This is a genomic window from Pedobacter sp. 22226 (assembly GCF_052045455.1).
Lineage (GTDB): Bacteria > Bacteroidota > Bacteroidia > Sphingobacteriales > Sphingobacteriaceae > Pedobacter > Pedobacter jeongneungensis.
In genome coordinates this window covers 128,868-144,668 of record NZ_JBQEPB010000005.1, presented here as the reverse complement: position 1 = coordinate 144,668, position 15,801 = coordinate 128,868, and the positions used below count along the sequence as shown (strand labels likewise).

Below are 15,801 nucleotides of genomic sequence, written 5' to 3'. Positions count from 1 at the left end.
TTCCCTTCACCCATTTTACATATTTACATTATACATCATGGAAGATGGATGAGATAAGATGGATAATGGACTAATTTTCCATCACCCATTTTACATATTTACATTATACGTCATGGAAGATGGATGAGATAAGATGGATAATGGACTAATTTTCCATTACCCATTTTACATATTTACATTATACGTCATGGAAGATGGATGAGGTAAGATGGATAATGGACTAATTTCCCATCACCCATTTTACATATTTATGTTACACTTAACGGAAGATGGATAAAGTAAGATGGTAAATGGACTAATTCCACCCTCATCCATTTTACATTACACATCTTACATATTAACACCCTCATCCATTTTACATTACACATCTTACATATTAACACCATCATCCGTTTTACATACTTACATCTTACATTTCTAATTACATTTTACATCATCCTACATGTTAAAAAAAGCAGACATCTTGCTCATGGCTTTTTGCACAGGCCTCATTGTTGCAAATATTTACTACTGCCAGCCATTGGTAATCTTAATTGCTAAAGATTTTAATCTTACAGAAACCGATGCAGGAAAAATTACCTACCTCACGCAAATTGGTTACGCTTTAGGACTTTTTCTTTTAGTGCCACTCGGTGATATGTTTGAGCGTAAAAAGCAAATCCTCATTATAACCGGTCTGGCTATTTTTGCCTTGCTGGTGGCAGCTCTCTCACATACCTTTTTCATATTGGAAGTAGCTTCCATCCTGATCGGAACCTGTTCCATCGTACCTCAATTAATTTTGCCTTTGGCAGCCAATTTAAGCACCGATGAAAACCGTGGGGCAAATATTGGCATGATTATGAGCGGTTTACTGGTTGGTATTTTAGCCTCGCGTGCAGTAAGCGGAAGCATTGGCTTCTGGCTGGGCTGGAGGGCGGTTTATTATATTGCTGCCGCAATCTGCGGATTACTAATTTTCCTGATGGCTAAACGTTTTCCGCAAAGTTACCCTGCATTTAAGGGCACCTACAAAGAACTGATGCGCTCGATGTTCAGCTACATCAAAACCCAGCCTGCATTAAGGGAAACATCAATCATTAACTTTTTGGCCTTTGCCATCATCAGTGCATTCTGGACCACCATGGTGCTATTCCTCGCCAATCCGCCATTTAATTTTCAAACTTTACAAATCGGATTATTTGGCATAGCAGGCGCTGCAGGTGCACTTGCCGCACCACTGGTTGGGAAACTGAGCGATGGCAACAATCCAAGGAAAAACCTGATGATCGGCTTTATCCTGCAGATCGTTAGTATCGCTTTATTCTATTTTACAGGCGACCATCTATTCCTGTTTGTAATCGGCATTGTATTAATCGATATCGGTCAGCAGGCCATCCATGTAACCAACCAAACCCGCATTTATACGTTAATACCCGAAGCAAGAAACCGGCTGAATACTATTTTTATGTCGGTAAGCTTTATCGGTGCCAGTTGTGGCTCTGCACTGGGTTTGTGGCTTTGGGATCAGGGTGGCTGGGCATTGTTTTGCTACGGCATGACGGCGATCATCGTTCTCAATATTTTAATTTATCAGTTTTACGGAAGAAAAAAACAAATAACTAACCAATAAAATTTTATGAAATCTAAAAACGCAATCAAAACATTTTCAATGCTGTTTATTTGCCTGGCCATTTGGGGTAAGGCCAAAGCGCAGGACAGTACGAAGGTAGAACAGCCAACCGAAGTAAAATCGCTGAATAAAATACGACTGAACCTCCTGTCGCTTCATTACGAAAGGGAACAAAAAATCGGAAAATTAACTACTGTGTATGTGGGTGCAGGTGTAGCCGGAACCTTTTTAATTGAATACAATTACAATTACATTAACGGAGGAGACACCAAAACCTATTTTGATCTTTCGCCAAATGTTTATGCCGGCATCAGGAAATATTACAATTTCGAAAACAGGGTAAAAAAAGGGAAAAAAACCATTAATAATTCCTCTAATTATTTTGGCCTTGATGTGGCCAGCTATTTCTCACCTTTGATAAAAGGAGGTAATATGGACCAATACAATCTGGTAAATTTTGAAATCGGAATTACCCCGCAATGGGGTATCCAGCGTAGTATCGGTAAAAAAACAAATTTCGAACTTTCATTAGGCCCAACCATGCGCATCAATAAATATGAAACCTATTATGGTGTTGACGGAAGAATAGGCTTTAGCTTTTTGCTTTAATTATGGTTCAGATTGAACAAATATTTCCTTCATTAACCTGGCGGATCAGGCACGAAACGATGTACCCTGACGAGCCTTTCGACATTGTAAAACTGAAAGATGATTTTGATGGCATCCATTTTGGATTATACCTCGATCATAGGTTAACCGGTGTAGTTTCGCTCTTTCATGAGGGTGATGTGTACCAGTTCAGGAAACTGGCTATTCTGCCTTCAGCGCAAAAACTCGGCTTAGGTTCGCAGCTGATGGATTATATCCTTGATTTTTGTAAAATTCAAAAAGCGACAAAACTATGGTGCAATGCCCGTGTAAATGCTAAAGAATTTTATTATAAATTTGGCTTCCACGAAACCGATAGAACCTTTTTCAAAGATGGGCACGATTTTGTGGTAATGGAAAAAGAATTATCAAGTTAAGTTAAAAATGAGTATGATGTCTCAAATCTGAATACTCAAATCACATATCTATTAAAATGGCTAAGAAAAAAGACGACGAAAAAAAGAAACACACAGCTGTAGTAACCAAAAAATCGTTACAGTTTCTTGAAGAATACATTAACAACCCTGCCCCTACCGGTTACGAATGGGAAGGACAAAAAATTTGGTTAAACTATTTGAAACCTTATATCGACGAACATTTTATCGATAATTATGGTACGGCTGTTGGTGTAATTAACCCAAAAGCTGCTTTCAAAGTGGTTATTGAAGCCCATGCAGATGAAATTTCGTGGTATGTAAACTACATCACCAGCGACGGGTTGATTTATGTGATCCGTAACGGTGGCTCAGATCATCAGATTGCCCCTTCAAAACGGGTTAACATCCACACCGAAAAAGGATTGGTTAAAGCGGTATTCGGCTGGCCGGCTATCCACACCCGTCATGGCGAAAAAGAACAGGCACCAGAGTTAAAAAACATCTTTTTAGATTGTGGCTGCACTTCAAAAGAAGAGGTAGAAAAGCTGGGTATCCATGTAGGCTGTGTAATTACCTACGAAGACGAATTTATGGTTTTAAACGACCGTTATTATGTTGGTCGTGCACTGGATAACCGTGTTGGTGGTTTTATGATTGCCGAGGTTGCCCGTTTATTGAAAGAAAACAAGAAAAAACTTCCGTTCGGATTGTATATTGTGAACTCGGTACAGGAAGAAATCGGGTTACGCGGTGCAGAAATGATTGCCCAACGCATTAAACCCAATGTGGCTATCATTACCGATGTAACGCACGATACCACTACCCCGATGATCAATAAAAATGTTCAGGGCGATTTAGCTTCAGGTAAAGGACCAGTGGTTTCTTACGCACCGGCTGTGCAAACCAACCTGAATAAATTACTGATCAAAACAGCTGAGAAAAACAACATTCCGTTCCAGCGCCAGGCCTCATCACGTTCTACCGGAACGGATACCGATGCTTTTGCCTACTCAAACGGCGGCGTACCTTCAGCATTAATTTCTTTACCATTGCGCTACATGCATACTACAGTAGAAATGGTGCACAAAGAAGATGTTGATAATGTAATCAGCCTGATTTATGAAAGCTTGCTGAACATTACCGACGGGCAGGATTTCAGGGAATTTAAATAATGGAAAAAGTTAATTATCAAAAAATTATCATCAGAACTTTACTCAAGTTTCTGTTGATGGTTTTTATTATTTTCACAATAAACTCCTGGCCTAGTATTAAGCAAAGTTTTAGTGGCAACACACCTCCATTAAATTACTGGCTCGATCATAGTTTCAAGATTAGTAATATTATTCTGATTTTAGGTTTTACCGCCTATTTCTATTATAAAGATTTAACCGATCAGAAAGAACTGATCGAAAAAGCGAATAAACAGGATTAATAAAAGACCGTCTTCTCGACTGGAGCGCAGCGCAATGGAGAGATCTATCTTGACAGATTTCTCGACTACGCTGTGCTTCGCTCGAAAGGACGAAATCACGAGAACGGCCAATGCGCCAGCAAACTTGACTTCTTTTTTTAAAATAAAATTCGTTATCTCGACTGGAACGCAGTGGAATGGAGAGATCTATCTCGAGATAGATTTAACTTCGCCGAGCACATACGTGGTTCTCGACTGCGCTGCGCTCGAAATGACGAAATTACGAGCACGGCCAAGGCGCCAGCAAACTTGACTTCTTTTTTTAAAATAAAATTCGTCTTCTCGACTGGAGCGCAGCGCAATGGAGAGATCTACCTAGACAGATTTCTCGACTACGCTGCGCTGCGCTCGAAAGGACGAAACGAAGACGGCCAATAGGCCAGTAAACCTGACTTTTTTTAAAAATAAAATTCGTCATCTCGACTGGAACGCAGTGGATGGTAAAAACCTGTTTTCTTTTTATAAGATCCTATTAACAATTACCCGACAATCATTTCAGAACATTTCACACTTTATTTGTTTAATCAATTATGAAGAAGATTGTGCTCATTCGCCACGGACAAAGTGTTTGGAACCTCGAAAACCGTTTTACAGGCTGGACTGATGTAGATTTATCAGAAAACGGATATTTAGAAGCCAAAAAAGCCGGCGAAATTTTAAAAAAGCACGATTACAATTTTGATATTGCTTTTACTTCTTTACTAAAAAGAGCCATTAAAACCCTCCATATTATTTTAGAAGATCTTGATCATCTTTGGATACCTGAACATAAAAGCTGGCATTTAAACGAACGTTTTTACGGCGCCTTGCAAGGCTTAAATAAAGCAGAAACGGCCGAAAAATATGGTACAGACCAGGTTTATAAATGGAGAAGGGATCCTGATGAAGAACCGCCACAGATTAGCAAAGACGACGAACGTTATCCGGGCAACGATCTTCGCTATCAACTTTTAAAACCCGAAGAACTTCCTTTAACCGAAAATTTAAGCGATACCATTGCAAGGGTTTTGCCTTACTGGAACGAAAGTATAGTGCCGGCAATAAGCAGGAATGAAAAAGTAATTATTTCTGCCCACGGCAATAGTTTAAGGGCATTGATTAAATACATCGATAACTTATCAAACGAAGAAGTAACCGCACTCGAAATCCCAACGGGTGTTCCCTTGGTTTACGAACTGGATGATGACCTAAAAAAAATAAGGCATTATTATCTCGAATAAGCCTAATTCGCACTGCGTTTATTAGGATTAAATCACTAAAACTTTAGGGATTACGTTTATTGTTATTTATACCCGAAATTATATCTACATTGTTTTTATAATTTAACAACGTCAGATATCCTTATTATGAGATCAAACAAAAGAAGCGTCGATCTCTCAATTATCTGTAATGATCATTGGGATGTAGTATTCGACCATGTTGGTATGGGTTTTTGGGAATTAAGTGTGGCCACAGGCATACTTCGCTCAACCCAATCGTTTAAAAAAAACTTTGGTTACCCGCCAGATGGGGTTTTAAGTTATGAAACCGTTTTAGGTTTAATCCTTGCTGAAGATCTGGACCATGTTCAGGATGAAATTGAGCACACGGTGACCAGAGAAAAAAACAGTTATGATGTGCTATACCGGATTCGCCGCCCGGATGGAGAAATCCGCTGGATCAAAGCCGACGGAATATTATCTCAACAGGATGGCGAATCGCTAAAATTAATCGGAACAACTTTAGATGTTACGGATTTAAAAAAAACACTGCCATAATTACAAATCATTCAGCTCTATCCATACAGGTCCGTGGTCGCTTGTTTTTTCCCATCCCCTAACCTGCTTGTCTACTCCCGCCGATTTCAAGCGATCGCTTACCTGAGGACTGAGCAAAAAGTGATCAATCCGTAAACCTGCGTTTCTGCCATAGGCATTGCGGAAATAATCCCAAAAAGTGTATATAGTTTCTTCAGGATATAGCTTTCTAATGGCATCTGTCCATCCCTGTGCAAGTAAATTTTTAAAAGCCTCCCGTGTTTCCGGGCGGAACAAGGCATCTTCAACCCATCTTTCAGGTTTATAGGCATCCAACTCTGTCGGAATCACATTATAATCGCCTGCTAAAACCACAGGTAAATTTTGTGCCAGCAAATCTGCTGTATGGGCTGCAAAACGCTCAAACCACTGCAATTTATAATCGAACTTGGGCCCTGGTGCAGGATTTCCATTCGGGAGGTACAAACAGCCAATTACCACTCCATTTACCAAAGCCTGAATGTACCTGCTTTGAAGGTCTTCCGGATCGCCTTCCAAACCGCGTTTTAATTCTGTTATTTCTAAGTTTCGGGCGAGTATAGCCACTCCGTTCCAGCTTTTCTGACCATGCCAGATGGCATTATAGCCTGCATCTTTAATGGCCTGCTCAGGGAATTTTTCCTGCGGTGCCTTTAATTCCTGCAAACACACCACATCCGGTTGGGTTTCTTCCAGCCAGCGTAATAAAACAGGTAAGCGTCCATTCACGCCGTTTACATTATAAGTAGCTATTTTCATTTTATAAATCTCCGCAATAAAAGCCGAAAAAGGAAGATTGTTGTTTTTGATTTTAAAACCATTCAATCCGGCCCATCATGAGCCATATTTTGAACAAATTATTAAGATAATTCAAAATTTGGAATTATCTTGCGGCTCATTAAGCGTAACCGTTCAAACATCCATGTTCAAAGCAGTTTTAAACATCCCTTCTGCCGAACCAAAAGACATCCGCTGGTTTTATGATCAGTATGCCCCCATGCTGCTTGGCTATATCAATGGCATTGTGCAAGATCATCAAAAATCAGAAGATCACCTGGTTTCCATCCTTACTTCCTTTGTTAAGGATGTTGTTTTACAGGAAAAAAGCCGGTTAAATATCTGGCTGGAATTGCGCCAGTATGCACAAAGCAAATTAACTTTGTTTACGGCAAACGATCATCAGTTAAAAGCTAACCAGTTTGTAAACCAGGGGAAGTTAGATTTGTTAGATGATTTACAACAGCAAATATTTTGTTCGGTATATTATCATGGAAAATCAATTTCCGATCTGGCAGCAAAAATGAACAGTGATGAAAACGAAATCCGCAATCAGTTAAAATTATCAATCGATAAAATGAGGAGGGCAAGTGGAAATTAATAAAATCATCGAAAGCGGTTTAATGGAAACCTATGTAATGGGGATTGCAACCGAAGAGGAGGTACAGAAAGTTTTATCGCTTAAGGAAGAGTATCCTGCATTTAAAGATGCCTTAGAGCAGCTTGAATATGACATGGAAGTGCTTGCGCAAAGCATGAGCATTGAGCCACCTGCCGGCACATTGGCTAAAATTGAGCACGAGATTAATGAAATCCAACGCCGCAACCAGACCATACAAACAGCCCCTGAGCCTGAATACAAGCATGATAAAAACAATCAGGAAAGCAAGCAGGAAAAATATATAGAGGTAGAATCAGAATCTAACCAAATGCGCGTAAATAAAGCCTGGAGATGGGTATTTATTGCCGTTTTTGTGCTGGGTAAGGTATTTTTAGCCAGTGCCATCTATTTTTACCTGGAGAACCGGCAGGCACAGGAACAGCTTAAAGAATTAAAAATAGAACTAAAACAAAAGATGAGGTAAAATTTGTGCTGATAATGCCAGAAAACTTACCTTTTTAAAACCAATACTAAACTGAAATGTTTAGTGTTAAGATTCATTCATGTTTGAGCGCATGTTTGAGTTTAGATATAGGGATAGGCTATTAGTCTGTCCCTTTTTTATAATTACCCCACATTTCTGCGTGCTAATAAATGGTTCACCTTTTCAATAAGGTGTGCAATATCAAAAGGTTTTTCGATTACATCATCCGGGATGCAGCCTAAATTGTTGAGGTCGATATTAAGGGCAGATAGTAAGAGAACAGGTATATGTGCTGTTTTTGGATTTTCTTTTAGCCTGTTACAAAGTTCGCGGCCATCGGCATCACCCATGCGGATATCCATCAAAATGATATCCGGAGAAAAAGCCAGTACGGACTGTTCCAAATTATCGGCTTTTACAACACCCTGTACTAAGTCCTGCTCAAAAATTAAATTAACAATATCATGGATGCTTTCATCATCATCTACGATAAATATTTTCTTAACCTGTATGCTCATTAGAGAGCAAAGCTAAGTTAACTTACTTAATCAGAGTACCGTATTTATACTTGATTTTATTCCTGATCTGTGTGACCGGTTTTTACGCGGCTAAACCATCTTTATAGTTTTTAAGCATCTTTTTAAGCAGCCCCCTTGCAACATGTATTTTAGTTTTAACTGTTCCCAGAGGAATATCGAGTTCGGCAGCAATTTCGTGGTATTTGTACCCTTCAAAATAACGGCAGAAACAAAAGCGGCAATCTTCGGGTAAAAGGTTTAAAGAACGCTGAATATCTTCCATCATGAATTTGGCCGATCCGCCGTTGGCTGAGGCACTTGGCACCAGTTGAACAGAGGTGAGGTCATCTTCCTGCTGGATCATTTCATTTTTGCGCTTTACTTTGTAATAATGGTTAAGGAAAGTGTTTTTTAAGATTGTAAAAAGCCAGGCCCTAACGTTACTGCCCATTTCAAATTTAGCCGAAAACCTGAACGCTTTCATAAACGTATCCTGCACCAAATCTGCAGCATCATCTTCATCACGGGTATAGGCTAAAGCGCGGTCGAAAAGCGGCTGTTTATATTGGTAAATGTCGCAATTGAAATTTAATGTTTCCATATTCAGTTAGGGTTGATCTATGTATTCAACAACATACCATCATCCAATGTTATTTGTAGAAATACCCGATTTTTTACGGTTTATTTAAAACCATAGAAAAAGGCCCTGAAAACAGCAAAAAATATCAGGAAACGTAACCATTCCGCATGGCAAAACGAACCAGCGAAGCGGAGTTTTTTGTACCGGTTTTATTGATTAAGGCTTCCCTTTGGCTCTCTACGGTACGCCTGCTCAGGTATAATTTATCAGCAATTTCCTGATTGGTTAAGCCATCGGCTATGAGGGTTAGCACATTGATTTCGCGTTCAGAAAAGTTAATTTCGGTGCTTGTTTTTTGCGATAACATATTCAATTCGGTATTAAAACGTTCTAATATCGCAATGCATAAATTGGAAGAAAGATAGCGTTTTCCCTTCATTACATGTTGCAGGCAAAACAACAATTCGTCTTCTTCAATGTCTTTTGAGAGGTAAGCAAAAGCTCCTGAAATAAAGGCGTTTGAAGCATATTTTTCGTCATCTAAAATAGAGAGCACTACAACTTTTGTATCGTATCCACCTGTTTTAATTTTGCTGATCAAACCAATCCCGTCAAGATTTGGCATTACAATATCTGATAAAACAATATCAGCTTTTATTCCTTTTTCGAGAAGTTCTAAAACACCTAAACCATCAGATACTTCTGCTACAACTTTAATTCCTTCGTGTTTTTCTATCAGTACTTTTAGTGAGGTCCGGATGATATTGTGATCGTCCGCAAGAATAATGTTAATCATAATCCAAATATAACTTACGGTATTTTAAAATTAAAAACGGCTACTTAGGCAGCTCGATATAGAAGGTAGTTCCGACACCGGTTTTACTCTTAAACCAGATTTTTCCTTGATGTAAATCAACAATTGCTTTGATAATGCCCATTCCGAAACCGCCAGATTCTTCGCCCTTTAAACCAGGTCTTAAGGTTTCCGGCAGGTGGTCAAAAAGTCCGGGTTGTAACTCTTCCGGGATTCCGATTCCATTGTCGGTTACGGTAATCAGCACGGTGTTTTCCAATTCTTCGGCATGCAGGCCAATGTAACCATTATCATCGGTAAACTTAAGTGCATTGGAAATTAAGTTATTAATCACCTGAAGAAACTTCATGCTATCTAAATGCAGGTAAATCTGTTCTGCTGAACTGGTAAACTTAATGTTTTTGACCTTACCTAATTTAGACCGTTTGTAAAAACGGACTACATCCCTGAGTTCCCATACCAGATCGGCCCTTTCTTTACCAATTTCTATCACCGATGATTTTAAGAACTCACGGTTAATCATGCTTCTTACGAGGAGCAAATTACGCTCGCACATGTCTTTTATAAAAGAGAGCGAATTCATCATCTGCTCATCGCCTGTTTGTGCAATGCTACGTTCCATTGATGAGGCTGTTAATTTCATCATGCCCAGGGGCTCTTTTAAATCGTGAGCCAGTACTTCCAGCGTGATATTTTTACGGGCATTGATCTGTTCGATATGGATTTTGTTATGCCGTGCTACCGTGGTATCTTCTACTGTACCAACTAAACGCCTGTCAGTTTTATCCTGAACGCCAAAAACAATAATCCGCACATATTTCTCCCTCCCTGCAAATAACAAACGGAATTCGTATTTTTTTTCCTTCCCATCTTCCAGGCACTCCTCGTAACAAGATATTACGTGTGCCAAATCCTCAGGATGTACCTTTTCTAAAAGTATTTGAGAATGATCAAAAATTTGATCGGCTTCTAATTCCCAAATGTCGGTAAAGGACTTGTTCAGGTATAAAAACTTTTGCTGCCGGGGTTCAAAAATAAAATATCCATCCGCAGACAAATCGCCTAGTGTACAAAAAAGCTCATTATTTAATTCGACCATGATTTTATCTTTGATAATTTTCGATAGGAAGGGCTACCTAAACCCTATGATGCAATCAAATCACAAACATCAAATACTTAAAAAAGTTTTTGCTTTAAAAAATCTGGTAGAATTACGGCGAAATCTACCCTTTTTGACCAGATTTGATAAATTTATGGAGATATTAACATTTTCCACATGATGTGTAAAATTATTTTGCAAAACAAAACCAACTATTGCCTAAATTGTTAAACATAAAGGAAAGACAAAAAAGTCCTGTGAGCGGGAGATCCGCGGAGGGCAGGCACACCATAAAAAAGATGCAAATCTTTTATCAATAGCCATCATTAAGGTGGCTATTTTATTTTGCGGCCAGCCTATTTCAAAATCACTTTCTTCCCTGTTTTAGCCGAAACCTTTGCGGCCTCTAAAATTCTCACCACAATTAAATTATTCTCCAAAGAGGAAAGGTCATTTTCAGGCTTGATTTCTCCTTTTAAAATGGCAGATAAATAGTTTAAATGATTGGCGTAAGTGGGCGCTAAAGTTTTGGCCGGATAGATTTCATAACCATCTTTATTATTTTGCCTCGCCCTTATGTTTTTCTCATTAATGGTCTGCATATATCCGGTTTCGCCAAATACTTCCATATCCTTAATACTAAAGGGCCAGTTCCATGAGGCTTCAATAATCCCTGTAGCATTTGGGTACTCCAATAAAATGGTTGCATCGTCATCTACTTTAGGGTACACCTCTTTTTTAATTTGATGGATGATGGCGGTAACAGAAATTGGTGCTTTGCCTTCCATAAGCCAGGTCATTAAATTAGCACCATAACAACCAAAATCGACCAGTGCACCGGCCCCATTCTTGTCGGGATCCGTAAGCCAGCTTAAAAATTCTTTACTCACACCAATTTCCTTTGGTCCCTGGTGCCCATCGTGTACAATTATTTTTCTTAAGGCACCTATGCTATTACTTTCCTTTACATTTTTATAAATTTCCTGATTACTCGGATACCAGGTGGTTTCGTAATTGGTTAGTATATGTACTTTATATTGTTTAGCCAGGGCTGCCATTCGTTCTGCCTGCTTAACCGATATGGCCAAAGGTTTTTCTACCATAACTGATATACCCAGCGGAGCCGCAGCCTCTACCACCGCTAAATGATCGCTAATGGCATTGTAAGCGAGCACCACATCCGGTTTCTTTTTCTTTAATAAATCGCTCAGGTTATGATAAAATATGCTATCGGGTATTTTATAACGCGTTTTAAACCGGGTAACCAGTTCAGGATTACTTTCTGCAATGCCAATAATGTTAACTTCGGCTTTTTGGTAGCTGTTCATGATCAGATACACATGATCGTGGTTTAAACCGGCAATGGCCACATTTAATTTTTGCTGCGCATAAACGGTGGCAGAAAAGATTAAAAAGCAAATAATAAAACTGCTGGTACTTAAAAAATATTTAACCTTGTTATTAATGGCCATAATGCTATTTTTAAATTGATGTATGCCAAATTAGAAATTTATAAAAGGCCTGCCGCCAACACTTAAAAATATTACAAAGTGAAGGATCAGAACATATTGAACAATTTTGCATTAAATCTTATCTTCATCATAAAAAATATGGCACAGAATAAAACCACTGAAAACGATTTAAGCGTAACCGATTTTCTGAATACCATAACCGACGGGAACAAACGGAAAGATTGTTTTAGTCTGTTGGATATTATTGCTGAAACCACAGGATTTAAAGCGAAAATGTGGGGACATGCCATTGTTGGTTTTGGCAGCTATCATTATAAATACGAAAGCGGCAGAGAAGGCGATGCACCTTTGGCCGGTTTTTCGCCACGTAAAGATGCCATCTCGCTATATTTATCTTCTGAATTTAAAAACCGGGAAGAACTGTTATCAAGATTCGGAAAACATAAAAGCGCCAAAGCCTGTGTTTATATAAAAAAATTGAGCGATATAAATGTGGAGGTATTAAAGGAAATGGTGAGTAACTCTGTAGCACAGATTAAGGATATGTACCCTTAAGGATGTGGAGGATATAAAATGGATGATGGAATAGGCTCAGCCGCCGTCATTTCGAGCGGAGTGCAGCGAAGTCGAGAAATCTAACGAAACAAATCTACTTACTGGTCTTAGCGTCGCGCTAAGACCCGTATTTTTTTTACAATTATTTAATGGCCACGGATGCACAGATTAGCACGGAATAGTCCTTTATGCTATTAAATTCTAAACCTTTGCTTCCTTTGAGCTTACGCCCGCACTCCTTTGCGGTTCGATTACCATGTAAATAAGAAGTTACGCTACAATAAGTTAAATTTTGCAATATTTGATCAGTCCTTATTTCGAACAAAAAACTGGAAATGATTAAAAAATTACACCTCTATTTATTAATAGCAGGCGCTTGTGCATCGCTTAATGCGACAGCCCAGGGTGCCATCAGCTATCAAACCCCACCGAAAGAAATCGCCGATCTGTTACTTGCAAAGCCAACACCTGGTGTAAGTATTGATGGTAAAGCTGAATGGATCTTATTCAGCGAACGTAACTCCTATCCTTCAGTGGAAGAGTTAGCTATGCCCGAATACCGGATTGCAGGCTTAAGGTTAAACCCGAATAATTATTCGCCCAGCAGGCAAACCTATATCAATAATTTCAGTCTTAAAAATATTAAATCCAACCAGAGTTTTCAGGTTGCTGGTTTGCCAACCCCATTATTTGCAGGCAACATCAGCTGGAACCCTTCTGAAAACAAAATTGCATTTACCCATACCACACCAAAAGGAGTAGATCTTTACATCATCGATCTGGCTACAAAAAAAGCAACTAAAGCCAATAAAGCGTTTTTAAACGTAGTTTTAGGCAGTGGCCTTACCTGGTTAAACGACAATACCATTATTTACCGTACCGTAACCAAACCGGCAAGCGCAGCGCCTACAAAACCATTGATGCCTAAGGGCCCAACCATTCAACAAAATTTAGGTAAAGCTGCACCAAGTGTTACCTATCAGGATTTAATTAAATCGCCCTTTGATGAACAGTTATTCGAGTTTTTTGCGACCTCACAATTGGTTAAAAATACCGCTGGTGTAGAAACCCCAATCGGTAAACCGGCCATTTATGGTTCAACGAGTTTATCGCCCGATAAAAATTATATGATGGTAGAAACCATCCGTAAGCCTTTTTCTTACCTCGTGTCGGCTTATGGTTTTCCGTCAACAGTAAGCATTACCGATTTAACGGGCAAAACCATTAAAGTTATTGCCGAACTGCCCTCATCAGAAGGTACACCATCAGGTTATGACAATACTCAAAATGTAGCTCGTGGTTTCGATTGGCGCGACGACGAACCGGCCACACTGGTTTGGAGCAAACCGTTAGATAGCGGCTTGATTAAAAAAGATGTTCCATTTCACGATGCTGTTTATGCCCTGAGCGCACCTTTCACCGGAACAGAGAAAGAATTATTTAAAACACAAACACGTTACCGTGGCGTACAATGGGGCGATGCCAGCCTGGCATTAATTTCAGAAGGTTTACGTAGTAAACAAACCAGTAAAGTAAGCCGTTACAACCCAACCACAGGTGCTGTAGAAGAATTATATAGCCGCAACCAAACCGATGCTTATGGCAACCCGGGCTCACCGGTTACCGTTAAAAATAAATACGGTCGTCAGGTAATTAAAACGGTTGATAATGGCAGCAAGCTGTTAATGAATAACATTGTAGGTTCATCAGAAAAAGGAGATTTACCTTTTCTTGCTAAATTCGATTTAACCACCAAAAAGAATGAAATTATCTGGCGCAGTGCAGAGGGTACTTTCGAATATGTAAGTGATGTGATCAACCCTGATAAACTGGTTTTAATTACCCGTAAAGAAAGCCAGAAACTGGTTCCGAATTATTTTATCAAAAATTTGATGCTGCGTATTGCCGATCAGCCGATTACCAGCTTCACCAATCCATACCCATCTTTAGAAGGCATTACCAAAGAGAAAATTTCTTATAAACGTGCTGATGGAGTAGATTTAACCGGCGATCTGTATTTACCAAAAGGATACAATAAAGAAAAAGACGGACCGCTGCCAGCTTTAATATGGGCATACCCGCGCGAATTTAATTCTGCTGCAGATGCTGCACAGATCCGCGGATCGAAAGATAAGTTTACCACCATTAGCTGGGCCTCTCCTATTTTTTGGGTAACCCGTGGTTATGCCGTTTTAGACAATGCCGAAATGCCAATTGTAGCTAAAGATGGTAAAAAACCAAACGATACTTTTGTAGATCAATTACAGTTAAATGCCGAAGCAGCAATTAATAAACTATCTGATTTAGGCGTTGGCGATAAAAAACGTATGGCAGTTGGCGGCCACAGTTACGGTGCATTTATGACAGCGAATTTATTGGCGCATACCAATCTTTTTGCTGCAGGTATTGCGCGTAGCGGTGCTTACAACCGTACCTTAACGCCTTTTGGTTTCCAGAATGAGGAACGTACTTACTGGCAGGCGCCTCAATTGTATTACGAAATGAGTCCGTTTAGCTATGCAGATAAAATTAAAACGCCGATATTATTGATCCACGGCGATTCTGATGATAACCCCGGCACTTTCCCTATCAATAGCGAACGCTTGTTCAATGCTATAAAAGGAGCAGGCGGAACCACCCGTTTTGTATTTTTACCTTACGAAGCACACAGCTACCGTGGTAAAGAAAACCTGTTGCACATGCTTTGGGAGCAAGACCAGTGGTTAGAAAAATATGTAAAAAACAAAAAATAATTTCTCTCTACCTTTATCGATTAAAGTGCTTCTATATGGAGCACTTTTTTTGTTAACAACCTTTCTATTGGATTACGCTAGTCATTTCAAACTGATACATCATCCATTCTTTGCCTTTATCCGATATTTGGCCTGATTACCTTATCCGCTCCTTTCTCCTCTCCCCTGTACTCCATGCTATTCACTTTTTGCCCTATGCACATTTCCGCATTTAAACCTTACATTTATTCCATTAAACTGAACATTACCTTTACTTATTTGTTAA

At 39.3% G+C, this 15,801-nt stretch carries 17 protein-coding genes; 11 read left to right on the top strand and 6 right to left on the bottom strand.

Annotated elements, in window-relative coordinates:
- Positions 1-442: 442 nt before the first annotated feature.
- The 7 genes from ACTJKC_RS12845 (at position 443) to ACTJKC_RS12815 (ending at position 5,865) form a co-directional block, all read left to right on the top strand.
- On the top strand, positions 443-1,612 hold the full coding sequence (locus ACTJKC_RS12845) for an MFS transporter (RefSeq protein WP_440792420.1): 1,170 nt from the start codon (positions 443-445) through the stop codon (positions 1,610-1,612).
- A gap of 6 nt (positions 1,613-1,618) precedes the next feature.
- Positions 1,619-2,221 (top strand): hypothetical protein, encoded by a 603-nt coding sequence (locus ACTJKC_RS12840; RefSeq protein WP_440792418.1) that lies wholly within the window; start codon positions 1,619-1,621, stop codon positions 2,219-2,221.
- A gap of 2 nt (positions 2,222-2,223) precedes the next feature.
- Positions 2,224-2,637 carry a GNAT family N-acetyltransferase gene (locus tag ACTJKC_RS12835; protein ID WP_440792416.1) on the top strand — a complete coding sequence of 138 codons (414 nt, stop codon included), beginning with the start codon at positions 2,224-2,226 and terminating at the stop codon, positions 2,635-2,637.
- A gap of 56 nt (positions 2,638-2,693) precedes the next feature.
- On the top strand, positions 2,694-3,809 hold the full coding sequence (locus ACTJKC_RS12830) for a M42 family metallopeptidase (protein ID WP_440792414.1): 1,116 nt from the start codon (positions 2,694-2,696) through the stop codon (positions 3,807-3,809).
- Positions 3,809-4,069 (top strand): hypothetical protein, encoded by a 261-nt coding sequence (locus ACTJKC_RS12825; protein ID WP_344852765.1) that lies wholly within the window; start codon positions 3,809-3,811, stop codon positions 4,067-4,069. The genes ACTJKC_RS12830 and ACTJKC_RS12825 overlap by 1 nt, the downstream gene beginning before the upstream one ends.
- Before the next feature lie 569 nt (positions 4,070-4,638).
- Positions 4,639-5,328 (top strand): 2,3-diphosphoglycerate-dependent phosphoglycerate mutase, encoded by a 690-nt coding sequence (gene gpmA / locus ACTJKC_RS12820; protein ID WP_440792412.1) that lies wholly within the window; start codon positions 4,639-4,641, stop codon positions 5,326-5,328.
- Between the two features lie 126 nt (positions 5,329-5,454).
- Positions 5,455-5,865 carry a PAS domain-containing protein gene (locus ACTJKC_RS12815; RefSeq protein ID WP_440792410.1) on the top strand — a complete coding sequence of 137 codons (411 nt, stop codon included), beginning with the start codon at positions 5,455-5,457 and terminating at the stop codon, positions 5,863-5,865.
- Here ACTJKC_RS12815 and xth read toward each other — a convergent pair whose 3' ends face one another.
- The gene (gene xth / locus ACTJKC_RS12810) at positions 5,866-6,642 is read right to left on the bottom strand and encodes an exodeoxyribonuclease III (protein ID WP_440792408.1); all 777 of its coding nucleotides are present in this window, start codon (positions 6,640-6,642) and stop codon (positions 5,866-5,868) included. It lies immediately after the preceding gene.
- A gap of 163 nt (positions 6,643-6,805) precedes the next feature.
- Here xth and ACTJKC_RS12805 point away from each other — a divergent pair, with 163 nt between their 5' ends.
- Both ACTJKC_RS12805 and ACTJKC_RS12800 read left to right on the top strand, forming a co-directional pair.
- A complete protein-coding gene (locus tag ACTJKC_RS12805; protein WP_344852761.1) occupies positions 6,806-7,261 on the top strand; it encodes a hypothetical protein in 456 nt (151 codons plus the stop codon).
- On the top strand, positions 7,251-7,745 hold the full coding sequence (locus ACTJKC_RS12800) for a hypothetical protein (RefSeq protein ID WP_440792406.1): 495 nt from the start codon (positions 7,251-7,253) through the stop codon (positions 7,743-7,745). The genes ACTJKC_RS12805 and ACTJKC_RS12800 overlap by 11 nt, the downstream gene beginning before the upstream one ends.
- Before the next feature lie 143 nt (positions 7,746-7,888).
- Here the strand turns inward: ACTJKC_RS12800 and ACTJKC_RS12795 are convergent, their stop codons facing one another.
- From ACTJKC_RS12795 to ACTJKC_RS12775, 5 genes are all read right to left on the bottom strand, one after another.
- Positions 7,889-8,263: a response regulator gene (locus ACTJKC_RS12795; protein WP_440792404.1), complete on the bottom strand. Its 375-nt coding sequence runs from the start codon at positions 8,261-8,263 to the stop codon at positions 7,889-7,891.
- An 82-nt stretch (positions 8,264-8,345) separates the two neighbouring features.
- Positions 8,346-8,864 carry an RNA polymerase sigma factor gene (locus ACTJKC_RS12790; RefSeq protein ID WP_344852757.1) on the bottom strand — a complete coding sequence of 173 codons (519 nt, stop codon included), beginning with the start codon at positions 8,862-8,864 and terminating at the stop codon, positions 8,346-8,348.
- A 124-nt stretch (positions 8,865-8,988) separates the two neighbouring features.
- Positions 8,989-9,639 carry a response regulator gene (locus tag ACTJKC_RS12785; protein WP_440792401.1) on the bottom strand — a complete coding sequence of 217 codons (651 nt, stop codon included), beginning with the start codon at positions 9,637-9,639 and terminating at the stop codon, positions 8,989-8,991.
- A 40-nt stretch (positions 9,640-9,679) separates the two neighbouring features.
- Entirely contained in the window at positions 9,680-10,756 is a 1,077-nt protein-coding gene (locus ACTJKC_RS12780; protein WP_440792399.1) for a PAS domain-containing sensor histidine kinase, read from the bottom strand.
- Between the two features lie 356 nt (positions 10,757-11,112).
- A complete protein-coding gene (locus tag ACTJKC_RS12775; RefSeq protein WP_440792397.1) occupies positions 11,113-12,228 on the bottom strand; it encodes a Gfo/Idh/MocA family protein in 1,116 nt (371 codons plus the stop codon).
- A gap of 138 nt (positions 12,229-12,366) precedes the next feature.
- Here ACTJKC_RS12775 and ACTJKC_RS12770 point away from each other — a divergent pair, with 138 nt between their 5' ends.
- Positions 12,367-12,783 (top strand): DUF1801 domain-containing protein, encoded by a 417-nt coding sequence (locus ACTJKC_RS12770; protein ID WP_440792395.1) that lies wholly within the window; start codon positions 12,367-12,369, stop codon positions 12,781-12,783.
- Between the two features lie 335 nt (positions 12,784-13,118).
- Complete coding sequence (locus ACTJKC_RS12765; RefSeq protein WP_440792393.1) at positions 13,119-15,536, top strand: alpha/beta hydrolase family protein; 2,418 nt, start codon at positions 13,119-13,121, stop codon at positions 15,534-15,536.
- The last annotated feature ends 265 nt before the right edge of the window (positions 15,537-15,801 follow it).